The sequence below is a fragment of the Rhodocyclus tenuis genome, assembly GCF_014197755.1.
GTDB lineage: Bacteria > Pseudomonadota > Gammaproteobacteria > Burkholderiales > Rhodocyclaceae > Rhodocyclus > Rhodocyclus tenuis.
In genome coordinates this window covers 11,866-34,551 of sequence record NZ_JACIGE010000016.1, presented here as the reverse complement: position 1 = coordinate 34,551, position 22,686 = coordinate 11,866, and the positions used below count along the sequence as shown (strand labels likewise).

The following is a 22,686-nucleotide window of genomic DNA, read 5'->3' as shown; positions in this document are numbered from 1 at the left end:
TCGTCAGCGCCGCTGACAGGAGGATGCGCAGCATGAAACAGGGCGAATTCGGCCAGATCGCCGGCAACGGCATCTGGAAGCAGAACACCAGCCTGGTGCAGATTCTCGGCCTGTGCCCGCTGCTGGCGGTGACCACCAATCTGGTCAACGGCGTCATGCTGTCGCTGGCGACGATCCTGGTCATGGCCATTTCCGGCGGCGTCATCGCCAGCCTGCGCAACTTCATTCCACACGAGATCCGCATCCCGGTGTTCATCCTCATCGTCGCCGCACTGGTGACGATCGTCGACCTGCTGTTCAACGCCAACCTGCACGAGCTGTATCTGGTACTCGGCATTTTCATCCCGCTGATCGTCACCAACTGCATCGTGCTGGCGCGCGTCGAAGCCTTCGCCGCCAAGAATCCGCCACTGCAGTCGGCGCTCGACGGTGTGTTCATGGGCGTCGGCATGCTATGGACGCTCGCCCTGCTCGGTGGCCTGCGTGAATTCATCGCTGGCGGCACGCTCTTTTCCGGCATCGACATGGTGATCCCGGGTCTTGAAGCGCTGCAGTTGCTGCCGGCCGACTATCCGGGCTTCCTGCTCGCCGCGCTGCCGCCGGGCGCCTTCATCCTGCTCGGCTGCCTGATCGCGTGGAAGAACTGGGTCGAAGCGCGCGCCGCCGAACGCCGCCGTCAGGCGCCACCCGCCGCGCCGCCGCTGTCCGGGAACACCGCGGCCGAACGCGCTGCCGACGCCGGCCCGGCCGCATGAACGCCGCCGGGCGCAGCGAATTCTTCGCCCGCCTGCGCGCCGCCAACCCGGCGCCGAAAACCGAGCTCGCCTACGCCACGCCCTTCCAGCTGCTGATCGCCGTCATCCTCTCGGCGCAGGCGACCGACCGCAGCGTGAACCTCGCCACGCGCCGGCTCTTTGCCGACGCGCCCGACGCGGCGGCGATGGCCGCGCTCGGCGAGGAGCGCCTGATGGACTACATCAACCGCATCGGCCTCTACCGCAGCAAGGCGAAGAACGTCGTCGCCACCTGCTGCCTGCTGCTCGAACGCCACGGCGGCGAGGTGCCGGCGACGCGCGAGGCGCTCGAAGCGCTGCCCGGCGTCGGCCGCAAGACCGCCAACGTCGTCCTCAACGTCGTTTTCGGCGAACCGACCATCGCCGTCGACACGCACATCTTCCGTGTCGGCAACCGCACCGGCCTCGCCCCGGGCAAAACGCCGCTGGCCGTCGAAGAGAAACTGCTGCGCTGTGTTCCTGCAGAATTCCGTGAGCACGCGCACCACTGGCTGATCCTGCACGGGCGTTACATCTGCAAGGCGCGCCGGCCAGAGTGCTGGCGCTGTCCGGTCGCCGATCTCTGTAGCTACCGCGGCAAGACAGCGCCGCCCGGCGGGAGCGAAGCCTCGTGAGTATTGCCACGGCACTGATCAGCGGCGACGAAGCCTCGCCGCAGTTGGCCGAAGCGGCCGTGCGTGCGGCACTGGACAAAGCCGGGCTGGCCAGCGCCGAGAGCGTGCTGCTCTTCCTCACCCCCGATTTCGCGCGCCATGCGCAACTTGCCGTGACCGCCGCTGCCCGCGCCGCGTCGTCGCTGCAAGTCGGTGGCGGCATCGCTGCCGGTGTTTTTACCGAAGAAGGCTGGGTACTCGACCGACCGGCAGCGGCGGCCATGGTCTTCGGTGGCGGTATCGCCCTGAGCGCGGCGGACGATAGCGAAAACACTGCGGCTGACAACAGCACGAGAAGTCTTCTTTCCTACACCGCCAGCGCATTCGTTGCCGACTGGAAGGAACACCCGGCACGCTTCGGCGGCAGTTTCTGCGGCGCTGGTGGTGGTTTCGAGCCCGTCGTCTGGCAGGGCAGCCGGATCTGCGCAAGCCGGCGCTGCAGCCTCGCTTTTTCCGGCGCACGCGTCGATCTCGGTGTTTCTTCCGGGCTGCGTCTACTGGCACCGGCGCAAATCATCGATCTGGTCTGCGCCTACGACATCGAAGAAATCGGCGGCCGCAGCGCGCTGCTCAGCTTGCTGCGGGCCTTGCCCGACGCCCTGCAGAGCGCCTGGTACGCGTCCAGCAGCCCTGAACACTTGCCGCTACCGCTGCATCACCTGTGCGCCGTGCTCATTGACGACAGCGCTGGTGGCGATACGCAGGCCGCGCTCGCTGAAGGACGCTTCCGACCAGTGCCGATCGTTGCCGTCAATGCCGATGACTCGCTGACGCTGGCCGAACGCGCTCACCCCGGCCAGCGTATTGCCTGGGCGATGCGCGAGCCAGATACCGGCATTGCCGACATGCGGCGCACCCTGGCGCGACTCGCTGCGGCAGCCAGCGAACCGCTGGCTGCGCTGGCCTTCTCCTGCATCGGCCGCGGCCCTTACTTCTACGGCGGTGACGACGAGGATCGCGCGCTGCTGGTCAAGCGTTTTCCCGGAATGCCGCTGCTCGGTGTTTACGGCACCGGTCAGCTCGCCCCCGGTTGCGACGGCGACAACCGCTCCTTGCACAACTGCGTCGTCACCGCCACGCTCTCCCGAACGAAGGGTTCGACTGATGTTCAATCCCACGCGTGAACAGGTAAGACATTTCTTCTGTGCCGCCCGGCGCAAACAGCGCGAGCGCTTGCCTCTGGAAGCCGCCGAGGCCCTCGCTGCGGCGGTGATCGACATTCACCCCGAATATCACGCACTGCTCGACAGTCCCGAGCTGGCGCTGGCGGCAGGGACGACTGCCGATGGTGCCGCCCCGTTCCTGCATCTCTCGCTGCATCTGGCGATCGCCGAGCAACTGTCGATCGACCAGCCGCCAGGCATCCGTGCGGCACGCGCCACGCTATGCGCCCGACTTGACCCGCACACCGCCGAACATCGGCTGATGGACTGCCTCGCCGAGATCGTCTGGCAAGCCGGACAGGATGGAACAGCGCCCGATGGCGAACGCTACCTCGACGCTATCCGGCGCTGTGCGCGCGGCTGAGCACAAGGATTTGCAGCCTTGAGCGCGAAGCATGATGCCGGCCCGGGAGCAGCTTGCGAGCGCCCATCGGCTACGGGTAAGATGAGCAGCGAACTAATCGTCCCACCTGAAATCAAACTATTAGCGAACTTATCTAAGGCAGTCATTTAAGAGGCCGGCAATGATCGAACAAGCCTTGAAGGATATCGAATCCTGGGTCCTGTTCTACAGCGGCGCGGAAATGCCGATTCTGCGCCAGACTGCCCGCCGCCTCGAACAGGCCAGGGAGAGGATTGACGATGTTAACGGTCGCGACATCGCCGCCATCGTCCTGCAGGATCCGCTGATGGCGGTACGTGTACTCGCCTACATCCAGCCCTATCGCGGGCGCTACCTGCGCTCGGACATCACCACCATCGGCAGTGCCGTGATGATGCTCGGCGTCGAGCCCTTCTTCCGCAAGTTCGAAAACCCGCTGACCATCGAGAGCCTGCTGCACGACGAGCCGCATGCCCTGCTCGGCGTATTGCAGGTCATCCGCCGAGCGCAGCGCGCCTCGCACTATGCCCACGACTGGGCCTACGCCCGGCACGACATGAACATGGAGGAAGTGGCGCTGGCAGCGCTGCTGCACGATCTGGCCGAGGTATTGCTATGGTGCTTCGCGCCACGACTGGCGATGAAGATCCGTTCGCTGCAGCAAACCGACCACACCCTGCGCAGCGCCACGGCGCAGGAAATGGTGCTCAACCTGCGCCTGTCCGACGTTCAGTTGGCCCTGTGCAGCGAATGGCATCTGCCGGAACTACTCAAGACGCTGATGGACGATGCCAACAGCCATCTGCCGCGCGTGCAGAACGTGGCGCTGGCCGTCAATCTGGCACGCCATTCGGCCAATGGCTGGGACGATGCCGCGCTTCCCGACGACTTCACGGCGATCGAGAAACTGCTGCACATCAGCAAGGAAACACTGCTGAACCGCCTGCGGCTGCCGCCCGAAGAGATCGCACTGCTCGCCAGCAGCGAAGAAAGCATGCTCTCCGGCACGCCCGACGCAACTCCGGCACACTCCGCGGGCACTTCGCCGATCGCGGACAAATAGGCGCCTGTCCCGCAGCTGCCGCGGGTCGTGGCGTTACGCCATGACCATAAGCCTTTCTCCGAAATACGCAGATAGGCGCATCTCGCGCGACGCAGCTGCGCGAGCCTGACGCCGTTCATGCCGGACAACTGCAGCCGGCGCCTTCGGTTATCATCAGTGCACTGGCAAAAAGACATTCATCAGGGAGGATGACATGGCCATCGGCACGCTGCTTTTCCTGGGCGCCTTAGCAGTTGTCGCGCTCTACGCAGTGCTCATCTACAACGGCCTCGTCGGTCTCAAGCACAACGTCGCCAAGGCCTGGGCCAACATCGACGTGCTGCTCAAGCAGCGCCATGACGAGCTGCCGAAGCTGGTCGAAGCCTGCAGGCAGTACCGGCAGTTCGAACAGCAGACACTGCAGGCAGTGATCGAAGCACGTTCGCGCGTGCAGACGGCGCGTGAAGCGCAGGATGTCGGCGCGCTGGGCCGTGCCGAGAATTCGCTGCGCAGCGGTCTTGGCCAGCTGTTCGCCGTCGCCGAGGCCTACCCCGAGCTGAAGACGAACGACAACTTCATGCAGTTGCAGCAGCGCATCACCGGTCTGGAAAACGCCATCGCCGACCGCCGCGAGCTGTACAACGAAGCGGTCAACATCAACAACGTGCGCGTTGAACAGTTTCCCGACGCCATCGTGGCGCGCGCCTTCAGCTTCGAAGCCAAGCCTCTGCTCGAGTTTTCCACCGCCGAAAAAGCCGACGTCGATCTGAAACAACTGTTCAGTTAGACCCCGGGCGATGATGGTCCGCTGGCAGCGCGAGTACGGCCAGTTCGTCACCTCCGGCGCGCAACTCGTCATCCTCGTCTTCGGCATCGAGATCGAGTCGCGCGAGGGCTGGCTGATCTGCCTTGCCCTGCTGGCCTTGCTGAGCCTGTTCGCGTGGCTGTCGGCAGTACGTCGCCGACGGACGATCACTGATACGCCGACTTCACGCATCGCCTCCGCGGCGCAAGGCTATGTCGAACTGGGCGGCAGGGGCAAGGCGCTTGATGGGACACCGCTGTTTTCGCCGCTGACGGGATTTCCCTGTCTCTGGTACCGCTTCCAGATTGAAACGAAGGACCACGACGGCAAATGGCGCACGGTCGAACGCGGCGAAAGCAAATCGTCCTTCCTTCTTGATGATGACAGCGGCGAATGCGTCATCGACCCTGAGCGCGCCGAAATCATGTCGCGGCACAAGGAAGTGCGGACGATCGGCAGTCGGCGTCACAGCGAATGGACCTTGCAGATCGGCGACCCGATCTACGCCATCGGCGAATTCCGGACGATCGGCGGCGCTGCCCTTGAACTCGATGCCGCCAACGATACGCGCGCGCTTCTCGCCGATTGGAAAGAGGATCAGAAGACCCTGGTCAGCCGCTTTGATCTGGACGGCGACGGCGAACTGAGCATGCAGGAGTGGAAACTGGCGCGTCAGGCGGCGCGGCGAGAGGTGTCCAGGCGCCAAGTCGAACTGCGTGCGGCGGCCGACATCCACCTGCTCGGCCGACCGGCGGACGGAAAGCTTCATCTGGTTGCCAACCTTGATCCGAAAGGCATCGCCCGGCGCTACCTGTACTGGGCGATCTTCCATCTTCTGGTCTTTTTCGCCGCGCTTGCGGCTTTGCCGTGGGTCTGGCAGCGAGAGTTCTGAGTCCCCGCGCCAACGGCCAAGCGGCTGCCTGAAATCCCCGCAACCTGGGAAAGGAATGCTGCAGCGACGTCGGGCTGGCGCCAGCAACTGAAGGCGAGCCTTCGACTTATGCTGCCCTAGTCTGCATCGCCCCAGGCGGATAGATACTCACGCCAGTGCGCCTTGTCGAGACGCGCCAGTTCGCTGCGCACGAAAGCCACTTCGGCATCGTATTCCGCGCGCGACAGTTCGCCGCGCATCAGACGGAAGCGCGTCGACACGAGATAGGTATTGACAACGTCGGTTTCGCAGTAGTCGCGGATTTCGGCACTACGCCCTTCGCACCACGCTTCCCACACCTTGCTGCCGTCCATGCCGAGCTTGCCGGGGAAACCGATCAGCTTGGCCAGATCGTCGAGCGGTGCGCTGGCGCGCGGCTGGTACATCGCCAGCAGGTCCATCAGATCGAGATGGCGCGTGTGGTAGCGGCTGATGTAATTGTTGTACTTGAAGTCGCGGCTGTCGGCGTAATCGCCGTCGCCGAGATCCCAGTAACGCTGCGCGGCGACGCCGTGAATCAGCCCGCGGTAGTGCAGTACCGGCAGATCGAAGCCGCCGCCGTTCCAGGAAACGATCTGCGGCGTGAACTTCTCGATCCCGTCGAAAAAGCGCTGGATGATCTCGCCTTCGCCCTGCTCGGGCTCGGCCAGCGACCAGACGCGGAAATCGCGTCCGGCGCGTAGCACGCAGGAGATGACGACGATGCGCTGCAGATGCAAGGGCAGAAAATCGGTACCGTTCTGCACGCGGCGCTGCTGGAAGGCGAGTTCGGCGACCTCGATATCCGAGAGCGTTGCATCGAGCCCGTGCAGCCGCCGCAGACCGGCGACGTCGGGAATTGTTTCGATGTCGAAGACGAGAACTGGCTTCATGGCAACAAACGGCTCAGGCAGGGAATACACCGGTCGACAGGTAGCGGTCACCGCGGTCGCAGATGATGCTGACGATGGTCGCGTTTTCCAGCTCGGCAGCGAGTCGCAGCGCCACCGCCAGCGCGCCGCCCGACGAGACGCCGGCGAAGATGCCTTCCTCGCGCGCCAGACGCCGCGTTGTTTCTTCGGCATCGGCCTGACTCACCGACTCGATCCGGTCGATCCGCGAACGCTCGAAAATCTTCGGCAAATAAGCCTCCGGCCATTTGCGGATGCCAGGAATCTGCGAACCGTCTTCGGGCTGGCAGCCGACGATGCAGACGGCGGGATTCTGTTCCTTGAGATAGCGGGAAACGCCCATGATCGTTCCCGTCGTTCCCATGCTGCTGACGAAATGCGTGACGCGGCCTTCGCTCTGCTGCCAGATCTCGGGGCCCGTACCTTCGTAGTGCGCGAGCGGATTGTCCGGGTTGGCAAACTGGTCGAGGATCACGCCGTGCCGCTCCTCGCGCAGCCGCTGCGCTACGTCGCGAGCCAGTTCCATGCCGCCATCACGCGGCGTCAGCACCAGTTCGGCGCCATAGGCGCGCATCGTCTGCCGGCGCTCGACGCTCTGGTTTTCCGGCATCACCAGCACCATGCGGTAACCGCGAATGGCCGCCGCCATCGCCAGCGCGATGCCGGTGTTACCCGAAGTCGCCTCGATCAGCGTGTCGCCGGGGCGGATGTCGCCGCGCGCTTCGGCGCGCATGATCATCGACAGCGCCGGCCGGTCCTTTACCGAGCCGGCCGGGTTGTCGCCTTCGAGCTTGGCCAGCAGCACGTTGCCGCGCGCCGCAGCCAGCGCTCCGGGCAAGCGTTGCAGACGGACCAGCGGTGTGCCGCCGACGTATTCGGCGAGTGTCTTATACATGCTCATGCAGCCATTCGACGTACTTGCCGACGCCCTCCTCGACCGTCATGAAAGGCGCGTCGTAACCGGCCTCGCGCAAACGCGTCTGGTCGGCCTGCGTGAAGCTCTGGTACTTGCCCTTGAGCGCGTCGGGGAAGGCGATGTACTCGATCAGTCCGTGCCCGACCAGATCAGCCAGCGGCAAAGCCGCTTCGCCGGCACGCGCGCGCTGCGCATTGACGCCGGCGACGGCGACGTCGTTGAAGCTCTGCGCCCGGCCGGTGCCGAGGTTGAAGATTCCCGACTTGCGCGGATGGTCGAGGAACCACAGATTGACCGCGACGACGTCGTCGACGTGAATGAAGTCTCGCTGCTGCGCGCCATTGGCGTAACCGTCGCAGCCCTCGAACAGGCGCACGCGACCCTCGCTACGGAACTGGTTGAAATGGTGGAAAGCCACCGAGGCCATGCGCCCCTTGTGCGTTTCGCCCGGCCCGTAGACGTTGAAGTAGCGGAAGCCGACCACCTGCGAGGAAGCGTCCGGCAAACGCCGGCGAACGATCTGGTCGAACAGGAACTTCGAATAGCCATAGACGTTGAGCGGCGACTCGCAGGCGCGATCCTCGCGGAAAACGCCGCCACCGCCGTAGGTTGCCGCGCTCGACGCGTAGAGCAACTGCACTTCCTGATCGAGGCACCAGTCGAGCAGCTGCACCGAGTAGCGGTAGTTGTTTTCCATCATGTAGCGGCCGTCGCTCTCCATCGTATCGGAGCAGGCGCCTTCGTGCAGGATGGCCTCGACGTCGCCGTCAAAATCGCCGGCGAGCAGGCGCTCGATGAATTCCTGCTTGTCGATGTAGTCGGCGATTTCGCAATCGACCAGATTCTTGAACTTGTCGGCGCGCGTCAGGTTATCGACGGCGATGATGTTCTTCTCGCCACGCTTGTTGAGCGCGCGAACGATATTCGAGCCGATGAAGCCGGCGGCGCCGGTAACGATGGTGTACATGCAAATTCCTTAAATCGGTGCAGCTTCGAGTGCGCCAGCCAGTTCGGCGCGCGACACGGTGGCAGTGCCCAGCTTGCCGACAACCACACCGGCAGCCACGTTGGCGGCGTGAATCGCTTCGGCCCAGCCGGCGCCCTGTGCCAGCATCACCGACAGCGTTGCCACGACGGTGTCGCCGGCACCTGAAACATCATAAACCTCGCGCGCCACCGCCCCCTGGTGGATCACCCCACCGGCATGGAACAGCGTCATCCCCTCTTCACTGCGCGTCACCAGCAGCGCTTCGAGGCCAAGTTCGGCGCGCAGTGCCTCGGCACGCCGACGCAGATCGTCCTCGTCCTTCCAGCGTCCGACGACTTCGCGCAACTCGCCGCGATTCGGCGTGATCAGCGTTGCCCCGGCGTAGCGCGAATAGTCGTCGCCCTTCGGGTCGACCAGCACCTTCTTGCCGGCGGCGCGCGCCAGACGGATCATTTCCTCGATATGGACCAGACCGCCTTTGCCGTAGTCGGAGAGCGCAACGACGTCGCAGTCGGGCAGGCGCCGCGTGTATTCGGCAAGCTTGGCGCGCAGCGTCTCGTGCGACGGCGCCGTCTCGAAATCGATGCGCAGCAGTTGCTGCTGGCGCCCGATGACGCGCAGCTTGACCGTGGTGCTGATCTCGCGATCGATGTGCAGGCCGGCGTCGATGCCGCCCTCGCGCATCATGCGGCCAAGCGTCTGTCCGGGCTCGTCGTCGCCGACGACCGACAGCAGTCCGACGCGCGCGCCAAGTGCCGCCGCGTTGCGGGCAACGTTGGCGGCACCACCGGGACGTTCTTCGCTGCGCTCCACCTTGACCACCGGCACCGGCGCTTCCGGCGAAATTCGTGAAACCTCGCCAAACCAGTAACGATCGAGCATCACATCGCCGACGACGAGCAGTCGCGCGGCGGAAAAATCAGGCAACTGCATCAGAGACGTCCGATCGCGTGATACTCGATGCCGAAACTGCGCGGCAGTTTCGGTTCGTAGAGATTACGGCCGTCGAAGATCAGCGCCTGCTTCAGGCGCTCCTTGACCACCGCGAAATCCGGGCTGCGGAATTCCTTCCACTCGGTGACGATGATCAGCGCGTCGGCACCGTCGAGCGCATCGAGCGGGCTTTCCGTGAAGTTCAGGCGCGTTTCACCGGCGAAGATGCGCTGCGCTTCGTGCATGGCGACCGGATCGTAGGCGGAAACCACGGCACCGGCAGCGAACAGGTCGGCGATCAGCTGGCGGCTCGGCGCCTCGCGCATGTCGTCGGTGTTCGGCTTGAACGCCAGCCCCCAGATCGCGAAACGCCGACCGGAGAGGTCGTCGCCGAAACGTGCCTTGACCTTTCGCGTCAACACGCGCTTCTGCTCGTCGTTGGCTTCCTCGACGGCGTTCAGCACTTTCAGTTCGATGCCTGCGTCGAGACGCGCCGTGCGCTGCAGCGCCTGCACATCCTTGGGGAAGCAGGAGCCACCGTAGCCGCAGCCGGGATAGAGAAAGTGGTAGCCGATGCGCGGGTCGGAGCCGATTCCCTGGCGCACCATTTCGATATCGGCACCGAGCTTTTCGGCGAGGTTGGCGAGCTCGTTCATGAAGCTGATACGCGTCGCCAGCATGGCGTTGGCCGCGTACTTGGTCAGTTCGGCCGAGCGCACGTCCATGATGATCAGGCGTTCGTGGTTGCGCTGGAACGGCGCGTACAAGGCGCGCATCAGTTCGATCGCGCGCGCTTCGTCAGCGCCGACGACGATGCGGTCGGGGCGCATGAAGTCATCAACGGCAGCACCTTCCTTGAGGAACTCAGGATTGGAAACGACCGAGAAATCGCCGCGCAGGCCGCGCTTGGCCAGTTCGTCGACAACCGCCGCCCGCACCTTGTCGGCGGTACCGACCGGCACCGTCGACTTGTCGACGATGACCTTGTATTCGTCCATGTGCCGGCCGATCGCGCGCGCGGCGGCAGTCACGTACTGCAGATCGGCGGAACCATCCTCGTCCGGCGGCGTGCCGACGGCGATGAACTGGATCGTGCCATGCGCCACGGATTCGGCTACGTCGGTGGTGAAGCGCAGGCGCCCCGCCGCGACGTTGCGGCGGACCATTTCGAGCAGCCCCGGCTCGAAAATCGGAATGCCGCCTTCCTTGAGGATGCGGATTTTTGCCGGATCGACGTCGAGACAGAGGACATCGTTGCCAACTTCAGCGAGGCAGGCGCCGCTCACCAGACCAACATAGCCGGTGCCAACTACGGTGACTTTCAAGATTGCTCCTAGGGGGTCAGATCGAATTCTTCGGTGCGCTTCGGCGGGTAGGTTTCCCAGCCACCGCAAGCCGGACAGCGCCAATAGAACTGGCGCGCCTTGAAGCCGCAATTATCGCATTGATAGCGCGCCAGACGGCGCGTGTAGCCCTGCACGATGCCCTTGGCGAGATCGAGATCGGCGCGCGTTTCCGGCGGCGCGACCAGCAGTCGCGCTTCCAGCAGCTTGTCAAAACCGAGCAGCGTCGGATTGCGCTTGAGTTCGTCGCGCACCAGCCGGTACGCCGCGTCAGCGCCGTCGCTCTCCAGTACCAGTTGAAAGACGACATCGAGCAGATCGAGCGAGGGATAACGTTCGAGGTAGCCGCGCAGGAGCTGCAGACCCTCGTCGCGCCGGTCGAGCCGGCGATAGGCGTCGAGCAGGCGTTGCGCCACCAGCGCCAGATAGACGGGATCCTGCTGCTCGATGCGTTGCCACCAGTCGATGGCCAGCAGGTCATTGCCTGCCTGTGCTTCGAGGTCGCCCTGCAGCAGGCTGGCGCGAACGCATTTGCGATTGCGCTCCAAAGCCGTCTGCAGGTGCTGGCGCGCCAGATCGCGATGCGAGCGCATCATCTCGGCCGCCGCCAGCTCACAGTAGTACTCGGCGATTTCCTTCTGCGACGCGACGTCGGGCAATTCGGCGGCGATGGCGATCGCCTTTTCCCAGTCGCGCTCCAGCTGGTATATCTCGAGCAGGTTGCGCTTGGCGTCCTCGTCTTCGGCGGTGCCACGCAGCTTGTCGAAAATCGCCTCTGCGCGGTCGAGCAGACCGGCCTTGAGAAAGTCCTGGCCGAGTTCGGCGAGCGCTTTCAGTTTGAGATGCTGCGGCAGATCCTCGCGATCGACCAGATTCTGGTGCATGCGGATGGCACGTTCGGTCTCGCCACGGCGGCGGAACAGCCCACCCAGTGCGAAATGCAGTTCGACCGTCTGCGGATCAACCTTCACCGCATCGACAAAAGCTTCGATCGCCCGGTCGGGCTGTTCGTTGAGCAGGAAATTGAGTCCCTGGAAGTAGGAGCGCGGCAAGGAGCGCGATTCCTTGACCAGATGACGGATGTCTACTCGGGCGGCTGCCCAGCCAAGACCGAAAAACAGGGGAAAAAGCAGCAGCTGCCAGTATTCGAATTCGATCATTGCGCAATCAGAGAGGCGAGGATGGGATGTCCGCCGCGGCACGGCTGGACGCGTCGCGGCGCAAGCTCCCCAACTCGCGCCGCATGCGATAGACGATGCCAAGCAGGGAAAGAATGCCGAGCAGGGCGCCGCCGGCGAAGAAGGCGAGAACGACGATGATCATCGGCGCCTGCCAGTTCGTATCGAAAAAGAAACGAATGCTGACGGTATCGCTGTTCTTCAGCGCGAACGCCAACAGGAAGAGGAAGATGAACAGTCTCGTCGCCCACAGCAAGCCACGCATCATGGCGTTTTCGCTCATGAAAAAAAAGGGCGGTGACTCACGTCACCGCCCCTGAATCTACCACAGCTGGAACCCTTAGAGCGCGCTGTCGACGCGCTCGCGCAACTCCTTGCCGGCCTTGAAGTGAGGCACCCATTTTTCGGGAACGCTCACCTTGTCGCCGGACTTCGGGTTGCGGCCGACACGTGGCGGCCGGTAGTTCAACGCGAAGCTGCCGAATCCGCGGATCTCGATGCGATCACCGTTGGCCAGAGCCTCGGACATCGCATCAAGAATCATCTTGACCGCGAAATCAGCATCCTTCGCCACCAGCTGAGGAAAGCGCTCAGCCAGCCGCGCGATCAGCTCGGATTTGGTCATGCTGATCGCCTTATTGCGGGTTGTTCAGCTTGGCCTTGAGCAGCGCGCCGAGATTCGTCGTGCCCGAGTTCAGGTTGCTGTCCGAAGCGAACTTCTGCAGCGCTTCGTGCTGTTCAGCCTGATCCTTGGCCTTGATCGACAGATTGATCGAACGCGACTTGCGATCAACGTTGATGATCATCGCCTCGATCGTATCGCCTTCCTTGTACAGCGTACGCAGGTCGTCGATACGGTCGCGCGAGGCTTCGGACGCACGCAGGTAGCCGTCCATGTCGCCGTCGAGGTTGATCACGGCACCGCGCGCGTCGATCGACTTGATCGTGCCGCGAACGATGGTGTTCTTCTCGTGGGTGGCGATGAAGTTGGTGTAGGGATCGCCTTCGAGCTGCTTGATGCCCAGCGAGATGCGTTCCTTGTCGGTGTCGATCGCCAGAACGACGGCCTCGACTTCGTCACCCTTCTTGAAGTTGCGGATCGCTTCTTCGCCAGGGATAGACCACGACAGGTCGGACAGGTGCACCAGACCGTCGATGCCGCCGGGCAGGCCGATGAACACGCCGAAGTCGGTGATCGACTTGATCGCGCCGCGAACCTTGTCGCCCTTCTTGTGGTTCATCGAGAAGTCGTCCCACGGATTCGCCGCGCACTGCTTCATGCCGAGCGAGATACGGCGACGGTCTTCGTCGATTTCGAGGATCATCACTTCGACTTCGTCGCCGAGCTGGACGACCTTCGACGGATGGACGTTCTTGTTGGTCCAGTCCATTTCCGAGACGTGCACCAGACCTTCGATGCCCTGCTCGATTTCGACGAACGCGCCGTAGTCGGTCAGATTGGTGACCTTGCCGAACAGACGCGTGCCTTGCGGGTAACGACGCGAGATGCCGACCCACGGATCTTCGCCGAGCTGCTTCAAGCCGAGCGAAACGCGGTTCTTCTCTTGGTCGAACTTGAGAATCTTGGCTTGCACTTCGTCGCCGACGGCCAGAACTTCGGACGGGTGACGAACACGACGCCAGGCCAGATCGGTGATGTGCAGCAGACCATCGATGCCTCCGAGGTCGACGAACGCGCCGTAGTCGGTGATGTTCTTGACGATACCCTTGACGATGCTGCCTTCCTTGAGGTTGGCCAGCAGCGCTTCGCGCTCTTCACCGACGCTCGCTTCGAGAACGGCACGGCGGGAAACGACCACGTTGTTACGCTTGCGGTCGAGCTTGATAACCTTGAATTCGAAGGTCTTGCCTTCGTACGGCGTGGTGTCCTTGACCGGACGCATGTCGACCAGCGAACCGGGCAGGAAGGCGCGTACGCCGTGCGTCATGACGGTGAGACCGCCCTTGACCTTGCCGGTGATGGCGCCGGTAACCAGCGAACCATCGTTCAATGCCTGCTCAAGGGCATTCCAAGCAGCGACACGCTTGGCGCGATCGCGCGACAGGCGCGTTTCGCCAAAGCCGTTTTCGAGCTGCTCAATGGCGACCTGGACGAAATCGCCAGCGGCAACTTCGAGTTCGCCCTGATCGTTCAGGAATTCTTCGACATCGATGTAGCTTTCCGACTTCAGACCGGCATTGACCACGACAAAGTTCTGGTCAACACGGACGACTTCGGCGGTAATGACTTCGCCCTGGCGCATTTCCTGGCGGGTGAGGCTTTCTTCGAAAAGCGCGGCAAAGCTTTCTTGCATGATGGGATTGGCAGACATTTGGATTGAGGGACCTGACCGCACGTTGGCGGGTTGGATTGAACACGATCGACCGTCTTCGTCGGCAAGCTCGAAAAGACGGGCGCCGGACGATCAAAACCCCGCAAACAGCGGGATTCCGACAGCACGGCGCGTCAGACGGACGACACCTGAACGGACGACAGGCGCAAGCCGTCCGGTGTTGCCGCGGAGCTGCTCCGGAACGCGTTCCTTGCTATCGACAGGTCTGTGCCGGCAGTAGGGGACGCGCCCACGCCAGCACCTGCGCCACCGCCGCCTCGATGGAGAGTTCGGTAGTGTCAAGCAGACGGGCATCCGCGCTTTGCAGAAGCGGCGCGACGCTGCGACCACGGTCGCGTTCGTCACGTTCACGCATCTCCTGCAAAAGAGGCTGGAGTTTAGCAGCGATTCCTTTGCTGATCAACTGCTTATAGCGCCTTTCGGCGCGTGCCTCGACGCTTGCCGTGAGAAAGACCTTGCTGACGGCATCGGTAAAGACGACCGACGCCATGTCGCGGCCATCGGCGACCAAGCCGGGCGCCCGCCGGAAAGCACGCTGGCGGAAGAGCAAGGCGGTGCGCACCGCCGGCAAAGCAGCGACCTGCGAGGCGCCCGACGATATTTCCTCGCTGCGGATCGCTTCGCCGACCTCTTCGCCGGCGAGCAGGATCGAGTCAACACCGAAAACCACGTCCAGTCCGGCAGCAACGGCGGCGACGCGTGGCTCGTCGTTCCAGGCGACGCCGGCGCGTTGTGCAGCGAGCGCCGTCAGGCGATAGAGCGCGCCGGAATCCAGGTAATTCCAGCCGAGCGCCGCCGCCACGCGCGCAGCGACAGTGCCCTTGCCCGACGCCGACGGGCCGTCGATGTCGATTACCGGCACCGCCTGCGTCAGCGCCGCAAAGTGCAAAAAATAGTCGGGGAAGGTCTTGGCGACGCAGCCCGGATCATTGATACGCAGTGGTGCACCGAAGGCCGCCAGCGAGAAGCACATCGCCATGCGGTGGTCGTCGTAAGTGTCGATCGTCGCCGGACGCAGTGAGCCAGGCAAAACTGGCTTGATCTGCAGGTAGTCGACGCCCTCCTCGACCTCGGCGCCAAGCTTGCGCAGCTCGGTCGCCATTGCGGTGAGCCGGTCGGTTTCCTTGACGCGCCAGCTACCGATGTTGCGCAGCGTGGTCGGGCCGTCGGCGAAGAGCGCCAGTGGCGCCAGCGTCATCGCCGCGTCGGGGATGTGGTTGCAATCAAGCGTGATGCCGCGCAGTCGGCCAGCAGCGGGCGGCGCCGCTTCGATCCAGTTCTCACCCATGCTGATGCGCGCGCCCATCAGCGCCAGCGCATCGGCGAAACGCACGTCGCCCTGCACCGAATCGCTGCCGACGCCGTCGACGCGCACCGTGCCGCCGGCCAGCGCACCGAGCGCCAGGAAATACGAAGCCGCCGACGCGTCGCCCTCGACGTGAACGACACCGGGCGAGCGGTAGGTCGCTGCCGGCACCTCGAAACGCGACTTGCCCTCGCTGTGCGGGACGACGCCGAAGCGCCGCATCGTCGCCAGCGTGATGTCGATATACGGCTGTGAAATCAGTTCGCCGACCACCTCGATGCTGCCGCCGCCGGCCAGCGGCAGTGCCATCAGCAGGCCGCTGAGGAACTGGCTGGAGACATCGCCACGGACGCTGATCGTGCGGCTGGCATCAATCTTAGCCGGCCGGATGGCCAGCGGTGGATAGCCCTCGTTGCCGAGATACTCAATGTCGGCACCGGCCTGACGCAGCGCATCGACAAGATCGCCGATCGGCCGTTCGTGCATGCGCGGCGTTCCGCTCAGGCGGTAGTTGCCGCCAGCAAAAGCCAGCGCGGCGGTCAGCGGGCGGAAAGCGGTGCCGGCGTTGCCGAGATGGAGATCGGCTTCGCGCACCGGAAAGCTGCCGCCGACGCCACGGATGCGCAGCAGCTTGCCAGCACAGCCGGCAGCGCTGCCTGCGCCGATGCCGTCCGCTGGCATTCCGGCGTCCGCTGCGGATTCGACCTCGCCGATGTCGACGCCGAGCGTGCGCAAGGCGTCGAGCATGCGCGCGGTGTCGTCGGAGCTGAGCAGATCGCGCACCTCGGTCTCGCCGTCGGCGAGCGCGGCGAGCAGCAGCACGCGGTTGGAAATGCTCTTGGAACCCGGCAGACGGACGCTACCGTTCGCCCCCATGCATTGCGGAAGATCGATGAAATCCATCAGGAAAAATCCTAGGAAGCGATGTGCGGGGTGGCGGCCGGCGTGCTGGCGGCGACTTCGGCGCCGGCACCTTCAGCCCAGGCGCGCCGTGCCCTGCGCGCGACGTCGAAGACCGCCTGCAGACGATCACCGTCGCCTGCCTGCAGCGCTGCGCGCAAATCGTCGAGTTCGGCGCGGTAACGGTCGAGTTCGCCGAGCAGCGCCGCGCGGTTGGCGAGGCAGATGTCGCGCCACATTTCCGGGTGACTGGCGGCAATGCGCGTGAAATCGCGAAAACCGCTGGCCGCGTAGGTGAAAAACGTGTCGTGCTCGTCGCGCAGCGCGAGGTCATGCACCAAGGCGAACGAGAGCAGATGCGGCAGATGGCTGACGGCGGCAAAGACCTCGTCGTGCCTGGCCGGCGTCAGTTCGCGCAGATCGGCGCCGCAGGCTGCCCAGGCCGCGCGCACGCGCGCCAGCGCCGCCGCGCTGTTTTCAGCGAGCGGCGTGATCACGACCTTGCGTCCGCGGTAAAGCTCGGCGCGCGCCGCGGCGGCACCGCTGTTCTCGGCGCCGGCAATCGGATGCGCCGGAACGAACTGGCCGCTGCGCTCGCCGAGCACCGCGCGCGCGATGGCGACGACGTCGCTCTTGGTACTGCCGGCATCGGTGACCACCGTATTTGCGCCAAGCGTCGGCGCGATGCGCGCCAGCGCTTCGCCGATGGCACCGACCGGCGTCGCGATCAGGATCAGGTCAGCGTCCATCGCCTCCTGCGCGGCGTTGGCGCCGACGCGATCAATGATGCCGAGCGCCAGCGCCTCTTTCAGCGAACCGAGGCTGCGTCCGAAACCGACGATTTCCTCGACCTCGGCCGCTGCCTTCAAGGCCAGCGCGAACGAACCGCCGATCAGGCCGACGCCGAACACCAGGACCTTGCCGAAGGAAGGCCGCACGCCGCTCAAACCTGAATCCGATGCGGCAGCGGCGACAAGGGGTGGCTGGCTCACGATCGCCCCCTCGGCGATGCGACAGGGAAGCCGGCGCATCGGCCATGGTGCCTGATGCTCACAGCGGAGCGTGCCAAGCGGCCGCGCAAAGCGTCTGGCAGGCGGATCAAGGCAGCGCGGCGATCGGAAGGAGGCGACTCGCAGAGGGCCATGAATTTCGTCTTCGGTGCAGCCGCGTCAGAAGACGGCGGCGGGATAGGAACCGAGTGTCTTCAGATAGGCAGCGCGCCGGGAAAGCTCCTCAAGCGCTGCCTGCACCGCCGGTTCGTCGCGATGACCATCGATATCGACGAAGAAAACGTACTCCCACAGCGTGTGCCGGGCCGGACGCGATTCGAGACGCGTCATCGACACGCCGCTGTCGGTGAATGGCGCCAGCAGGTAGCTGAGCGCGCCGGTACGATTCGGTGCCGACATCACCAGCGAGGTCTTGTCGCGCCCCGAAATACCGGCTTCGTGCCGGCCCAGGACGACGAATCGGGTGGTGTTGTTCGGCTCGTCCTCGATGCTCGCGGCGAGTTTGGGCAGCGCGTAGCGTTCGGCCGCCGCGTCGCCGGCGATGGCGGCGGCGTCGGGTTCGGCCGCCGCCTGCTGTGCTGCCTGCGCGTTGCTGCCGACGGGAATGCGCTGCGCCCCCGGCAGCGAACGGTTCAGCCATTCGTGGCATTGCGCCAGCGACTGCGCGTGCGAGTAGACGCGGCGTACCTCGCCCAGCGACGGCGCATTGGAGAGCAGGTGCTGATGAATGCGCAGCACGACTTCGCCACAGATTTTCAGCGGCGTCGTCAGCAGCAGGTCAAGCGTACGGCCGATGGCGCCCTCGGTCGAGTTCTCGATCGGCACGACGGCAAAGTCGGCATGGTTGGCCTCGACTTCGCGGAAAACGTCGTCAATCGACACTTGCGGCAACAGTCGCGCGGCGTGGCCGAAATGGCGCACGGCGGCGCTTTCCGAGAAAGTGCCGAGCGGACCGAGAAAGGCGACCGACAGCGGCTGTTCGAGCGACAGGCAGAGCGACATCACCTGGCGGAACAGCCAGCTGACGTTATCGTTGCCGAGCGGGCCGGGATTCAGTTCCTGCAGACGGCGCAGGATCTGCGCCTCGCGTTCGGGACGATAGACGAAGCCGGCCTCGCCATGCTGCGCCTTGATTTCGCCGATGCGCTGCGCGCAACTGGCGCGCCGGTTGAGGAGCGCCAGCAGCTCGTTGTCAATCGCGTCGATTTCGTCGCGGACGCCGCCGATCGCCTTGCGCAACTCTTCGCTCATCGCTCGCTCACCCGTGCCGCTTGGCGAAATCGTTCATGAAGTCGACCAGCACACGCACGCCGTCGAGCGGCAGTGCGTTGTAGATCGACGCGCGCATGCCGCCGAAGGACTTGTGTCCCTTCAGGCCGATCAGACCGGCCGCCTGGCTGTCGGCAAGGAAAGCCGCATCAAGCGCCGGATCACTCAGGGTAAACGGCACATTCATGCGCGAGCGGCAGTCGGCAGCGATGTTGTTGCGGTAGAAACCGCCGCTGCCGTCGATGCAGGCGTAGAGCAACGCGGCCTTCTGCGCGTTGACCCCGGCAATGCCGGCGAGGCCTCCCTGCGCCTGCAGCCACTTGAAGACCAGACCGGCGGCGTAGATGGCGAAAGTCGGCGGCGTATTCAGCATCGAGCCGTTGGCCGCCATCACCGCGTAATCCATCACCGAGGGGATGTGTGCGGCGGCCTTGCCGAGCAGGTCGTCGCGAACGATCACCAGCGTCAGCCCGGCCGGGCCGACGTTCTTCTGCGCGCCACCGTAGATCAGGCCGAAACGGCTGACGTCAAAAGGGCGCGACAGCAGATGCGAGCTCATGTCGGCGACCAGCGGCGCCGGCGTCGCCATGGTCACTTCCGCCGGAAACTCGACGCCGTGAATCGTTTCGTTGGTGCAAAGATGCACGTAGGCGGCAGCCGGGTCGAAAGCGTATTCCGCCGCCGTCGGCAGGCGGGTAAACCTGTCCGCTTCGGTCGAGGCGGCGCAACGCACACGACCGAAACGCGCAGCCTCGCCGAAGGCCTTCTTCGACCATGAACCGGTGACGATGTAGTCGGCCGAGCCATCTCCTCCTGTTCCGAGCAGATTCAACGGGATCTGCGCAAACTGCTGCGTCGCGCCGCCCTGCAGGAAAAGCACGCGATAGTTGCCGGGGACGCCGAGCAAGCTGCGCAGGTCGGCCTCGGCGGCCTCGATGATGCCGGTAAAGGCCTTGCCGCGATGGCTCATTTCCATCACGCCCATGCCGGCGCCTTGCCAGTCGGTCAGCTCCTCGCGGATCTGCTCAAGCACCGGCAGCGGCAACACCGCCGGGCCGGCACTGAAGTTCCATACGCGTGACATCGTCTTTTACTCCCCTGCTTCGCCGTTTTCGACCGTGCCGTTGACGTCTCCGTCACCATTGTCAGCACTATCGCTGCCATCGTCGCTCTCGACGACCTTTTCCAGTCCGGCCAGCTTCTCGCCGGCGTCGAGCGCGATCAGCGTGACGCCCTGCGTCGCCCGGCCGAGTTCGCGGATTTCACTGACGCGCGTACGGATGAGCACGCCGCCGGTGGTGATCAGCATGATTTCGTCGCTGTCCTGCACCAGACGCGCGGCGACGACACGGCCGTTGCGCTCGCTCGCGGCAATGGCGATGACGCCCTGATTGCCGCGACCGGAATGGCGGAAGTCGGCGAGCACGGTGCGCTTGCCATAACCGTTTTCGGTGGCGACCAGCACCGTCTGCTGATCGTTTTCGGCGACCAGCAGCGACAGCACCTGCTGCCCCTCGGCCAGCCGCATGCCGCGTACGCCGCGTGCCGTGCGGCCCATCGGCCGGACATCTTCCTCGTCGAACCACACCGCCTTGCCGGCGTCGGAAACGAGCACGATGTCGTGGCTGCCGCTGGTGATCTCGGCACCGATCAGGAAGTCATCCTCATCGAGCGCGACGGCGATGATGCCGGCCTTGCGCGGGTTGGCAAAATCGGACAGCGGGCTCTTCTTGACCACGCCCTGCGCCGTTGCCATGAAGATGAAGCGGTCGTCGGTGAATTCCTTCACCGGCAGGATGGCGTTGATCTTCTCTCCCTCTTCGAGCGGGAAGAGATTGACGATCGGCTTGCCACGGCTGGTACGGCCACCCTGCGGCGCTTCGTAGACCTTGAGCCAGTAGACGCGGCCGCAGTTGGAGAAGCAGAGGATGAAATCGTGCGTATTGGCGACGAACAGGTGGTCGACGAAATCGTCTTCCTTCACCGACGCCGCCTGCTTGCCGCGGCCGCCACGACGCTGCGAACGGTAGTCGGCGAGCGGTTGCGACTTGATGTAGCCGGTATGCGAGAGCGTCACCACCATGTCCTGCGGCGTGATGAAGTCCTCGATGCCGAGATCCTGCGTATGCGTGACGATCTCCGAGCGGCGGCGGTCGCCGAACTGCGCGCGGATTGCCGTCAGCTCGTCGCTGATGATCTCGGTGATGCGTTCCGGCCGGGCAAGGATGTCCATCAGGTCGGCGATCTTCTCGAGCAGTTCGGCAAAGTCGCCGACGATCTTGTCGCGCTCGAGACCGGTCAGGCGTTGCAGACGCAGTTCGAGGATCGCCTGCGCCTGCGCTTCGGAGAGCAGGTAGCCGTTCTTCGACAGACCGTATTCAAGGCCCAGCCCTTCCGGACGCGTTGCGTCGAGTTGCGCACGCAGCAGCATCTGGCCAACCGTCGGCGAACTCCACAGCCGGCCCATCAGGCCACGGCGCGCATCGGCCGGCGTCGGCGACGCCTTGATCATGGCGATGATCTCGTCAACGTTGTCGAGCGCCACCGCCAGACCTTCCTGGATGTGCGCGCGCTCGCGCGCCTTCCTGAGTTCGAACACCGTGCGCCGCGTGATCACCTCGCGCCGGTGCGAGAGGAAGCAGTCGAGCATCTGCTTGAGGTTCAAGAGGCGCGGCTGGCCGTCGACCAGCGCCACCATGTTCATGCCGAAGGTGTCCTGCAGCTGCGTCTGCTTGTACAGGCAGTTGAGAACGACCTCGGGAACCTCGTTGCGCTTGAGTTCGATGACGACGCGCATGCCGGACTTGTCCGACTCGTCGCGCAAGTCGGAGATGCCATCGATCTTCTTGTCGTTGACCAGTTCGGCCAGCTTCTCGATCAGGCTCTTCTTGTTCACCTGATACGGCAACTCGTCGATGATGATCGCCTGCCGGTCGGCGCTGCCCTTGATCGGCTCGAAGTGCGTCTTGCCGCGCATGACGACGCGGCCGCGACCGGTCTGGTAGCCCTCGCGCACGCCGGCAAGCCCGTAGATGATGCCGGCCGTGGGAAAGTCCGGTGCCGGGATGATCTCGATCAGTTCGTCGATCGTCATTTCCGGATTGCGCAGCAGTGCCAGACAGCCGTCGACGACCTCGTTGAGGTTGTGCGGCGGGATGTTCGTCGCCATGCCGACGGCGATGCCTGACGAACCGTTGATCAGCAGGTTCGGAATCTTCGCCGGCAGGATCAGCGGTTCCTGTTCGGAGCCGTCGTAGTTCGGCCCGAAATCGACTGTTTCCTTGTCGATGTCGGCGAGCAGTTCGTGGCCGATGCGCGCCATGCGCACTTCGGTATAACGCATCGCGGCGGCGTTGTCGCCGTCGACCGAGCCGAAGTTGCCCTGACCGTCGACCAGCATGTAGCGCAGCGAGAAGTCCTGCGCCATGCGCACGATCGTGTCGTATACCGCGGTATCGCCGTGCGGGTGGTACTTACCGATGACGTCACCGACGATACGCGCCGACTTCTTGTAAGCCTTGTTCCAGTCGTTGGACAGCTCGTGCATCGCAAAAAGCACGCGACGATGCACCGGCTTCAGACCGTCGCGCGCGTCGGGCAGCGCACGGCCGACGATGACGCTCATCGCGTAGTCGAGATACGAACGCCGCATCTCTTCTTCGAGGCTGACGGGCAGTGTTTCCTTGGCGAATGATTCCATCTTCTATCCGGTAACAGCTGGGCCTGGGCGAATGCCGCAGAGCTCGCTAAAGGGCGGAATTCTACCATGCCGACCACCTCCGGCCATCGCCCGGCGACCGGCCAAGGCACGGCCCGCGCTCGCGGGCTG

At 64.3% G+C, this 22,686-nt stretch carries 21 protein-coding genes; 7 read left to right on the top strand and 14 right to left on the bottom strand.

Translation table 11 applies throughout. The annotated features are described in order from the left end of the window. The first annotated feature begins 32 nt into the window (after positions 1-32). The 7 genes from GGD90_RS16740 to GGD90_RS16710 all read left to right on the top strand — a co-directional run bounded on the left by GGD90_RS16740 (position 33) and on the right by GGD90_RS16710 (position 5,731). Complete coding sequence (locus tag GGD90_RS16740; protein ID WP_153117936.1) at positions 33-755, top strand: electron transport complex subunit E; 723 nt, start codon at positions 33-35, stop codon at positions 753-755. Then, positions 752-1,408: an endonuclease III gene (gene nth, locus GGD90_RS16735; protein WP_153117938.1), complete on the top strand. Its 657-nt coding sequence runs from the start codon at positions 752-754 to the stop codon at positions 1,406-1,408. The genes GGD90_RS16740 and nth overlap by 4 nt, the downstream gene beginning before the upstream one ends. After that, entirely contained in the window at positions 1,405-2,571 is a 1,167-nt protein-coding gene (locus tag GGD90_RS16730; protein ID WP_153117940.1) for an FIST C-terminal domain-containing protein, read from the top strand. The genes nth and GGD90_RS16730 overlap by 4 nt, the downstream gene beginning before the upstream one ends. Next, the gene (locus tag GGD90_RS16725; RefSeq protein ID WP_153117942.1) at positions 2,552-2,974 is read left to right on the top strand and encodes a DUF1841 family protein; all 423 of its coding nucleotides are present in this window, start codon (positions 2,552-2,554) and stop codon (positions 2,972-2,974) included. The genes GGD90_RS16730 and GGD90_RS16725 overlap by 20 nt, the downstream gene beginning before the upstream one ends. A 160-nt stretch (positions 2,975-3,134) precedes the next feature. Beyond that, on the top strand, positions 3,135-4,055 hold the full coding sequence (locus GGD90_RS16720) for an HDOD domain-containing protein (protein WP_153117944.1): 921 nt from the start codon (positions 3,135-3,137) through the stop codon (positions 4,053-4,055). A gap of 193 nt (positions 4,056-4,248) precedes the next feature. Then, on the top strand, positions 4,249-4,821 hold the full coding sequence (locus GGD90_RS16715; protein ID WP_153117946.1) for a LemA family protein: 573 nt from the start codon (positions 4,249-4,251) through the stop codon (positions 4,819-4,821). Between the two features lie 10 nt (positions 4,822-4,831). After that, a complete protein-coding gene (locus GGD90_RS16710) occupies positions 4,832-5,731 on the top strand; it encodes a hypothetical protein (protein WP_153117949.1) in 900 nt (299 codons plus the stop codon). A gap of 116 nt (positions 5,732-5,847) precedes the next feature. Here the strand turns inward: GGD90_RS16710 and GGD90_RS16705 are convergent, their stop codons facing one another. From GGD90_RS16705 to gyrA, 14 genes are all read right to left on the bottom strand, one after another. Then, the gene (locus GGD90_RS16705) at positions 5,848-6,642 is read right to left on the bottom strand and encodes a 3'-5' exonuclease (protein WP_153117950.1); all 795 of its coding nucleotides are present in this window, start codon (positions 6,640-6,642) and stop codon (positions 5,848-5,850) included. Positions 6,643-6,655: 13 nt separating this feature from the next. Beyond that, positions 6,656-7,555, bottom strand: a complete 900-nt coding sequence (gene cysM / locus GGD90_RS16700) for a cysteine synthase CysM (protein ID WP_153117952.1) — start codon at positions 7,553-7,555, stop codon at positions 6,656-6,658. Then, on the bottom strand, positions 7,548-8,543 hold the full coding sequence (rfaD, locus tag GGD90_RS16695) for an ADP-glyceromanno-heptose 6-epimerase (RefSeq protein WP_153117954.1): 996 nt from the start codon (positions 8,541-8,543) through the stop codon (positions 7,548-7,550). The genes cysM and rfaD overlap by 8 nt, the downstream gene beginning before the upstream one ends. Before the next feature lie 9 nt (positions 8,544-8,552). Beyond that, positions 8,553-9,497 (bottom strand): D-glycero-beta-D-manno-heptose-7-phosphate kinase, encoded by a 945-nt coding sequence (gene rfaE1, locus GGD90_RS16690; RefSeq protein WP_153117956.1) that lies wholly within the window; start codon positions 9,495-9,497, stop codon positions 8,553-8,555. Further along, the gene (locus tag GGD90_RS16685) at positions 9,497-10,822 is read right to left on the bottom strand and encodes a UDP-glucose dehydrogenase family protein (protein ID WP_153117958.1); all 1,326 of its coding nucleotides are present in this window, start codon (positions 10,820-10,822) and stop codon (positions 9,497-9,499) included. The genes rfaE1 and GGD90_RS16685 overlap by 1 nt, the downstream gene beginning before the upstream one ends. A gap of 8 nt (positions 10,823-10,830) precedes the next feature. Continuing rightward, positions 10,831-11,997: a lipopolysaccharide assembly protein LapB gene (lapB, locus tag GGD90_RS16680; protein WP_153117993.1), complete on the bottom strand. Its 1,167-nt coding sequence runs from the start codon at positions 11,995-11,997 to the stop codon at positions 10,831-10,833. A 10-nt stretch (positions 11,998-12,007) separates the two neighbouring features. Further along, on the bottom strand, positions 12,008-12,301 hold the full coding sequence (locus tag GGD90_RS16675; protein ID WP_228273800.1) for a lipopolysaccharide assembly protein LapA domain-containing protein: 294 nt from the start codon (positions 12,299-12,301) through the stop codon (positions 12,008-12,010). Positions 12,302-12,358: 57 nt separating this feature from the next. Continuing rightward, on the bottom strand, positions 12,359-12,643 hold the full coding sequence (locus GGD90_RS16670) for an integration host factor subunit beta (RefSeq protein WP_153117960.1): 285 nt from the start codon (positions 12,641-12,643) through the stop codon (positions 12,359-12,361). A 10-nt stretch (positions 12,644-12,653) separates the two neighbouring features. After that, entirely contained in the window at positions 12,654-14,351 is a 1,698-nt protein-coding gene (gene rpsA, locus GGD90_RS16665) for a 30S ribosomal protein S1 (protein ID WP_153117962.1), read from the bottom strand. 214 nt (positions 14,352-14,565) lie between these two features. After that, positions 14,566-16,581, bottom strand: coding sequence for a bifunctional 3-phosphoshikimate 1-carboxyvinyltransferase/cytidylate kinase (locus GGD90_RS16660; protein WP_153117964.1), 2,016 nt, complete (start codon positions 16,579-16,581; stop codon positions 14,566-14,568). 11 nt (positions 16,582-16,592) lie between these two features. Next, on the bottom strand, positions 16,593-17,516 hold the full coding sequence (locus GGD90_RS16655) for a prephenate dehydrogenase (RefSeq protein WP_228273804.1): 924 nt from the start codon (positions 17,514-17,516) through the stop codon (positions 16,593-16,595). A 231-nt stretch (positions 17,517-17,747) separates the two neighbouring features. Then, positions 17,748-18,839: a prephenate dehydratase gene (gene pheA / locus GGD90_RS16650; protein ID WP_153117968.1), complete on the bottom strand. Its 1,092-nt coding sequence runs from the start codon at positions 18,837-18,839 to the stop codon at positions 17,748-17,750. A 7-nt stretch (positions 18,840-18,846) separates the two neighbouring features. After that, the gene (serC, locus tag GGD90_RS16645) at positions 18,847-19,941 is read right to left on the bottom strand and encodes a 3-phosphoserine/phosphohydroxythreonine transaminase (protein WP_153117970.1); all 1,095 of its coding nucleotides are present in this window, start codon (positions 19,939-19,941) and stop codon (positions 18,847-18,849) included. A gap of 6 nt (positions 19,942-19,947) precedes the next feature. Continuing rightward, positions 19,948-22,557 (bottom strand): DNA gyrase subunit A, encoded by a 2,610-nt coding sequence (gene gyrA / locus GGD90_RS16640; protein WP_153117972.1) that lies wholly within the window; start codon positions 22,555-22,557, stop codon positions 19,948-19,950. Between the last annotated feature and the right edge of the window lie 129 nt (positions 22,558-22,686).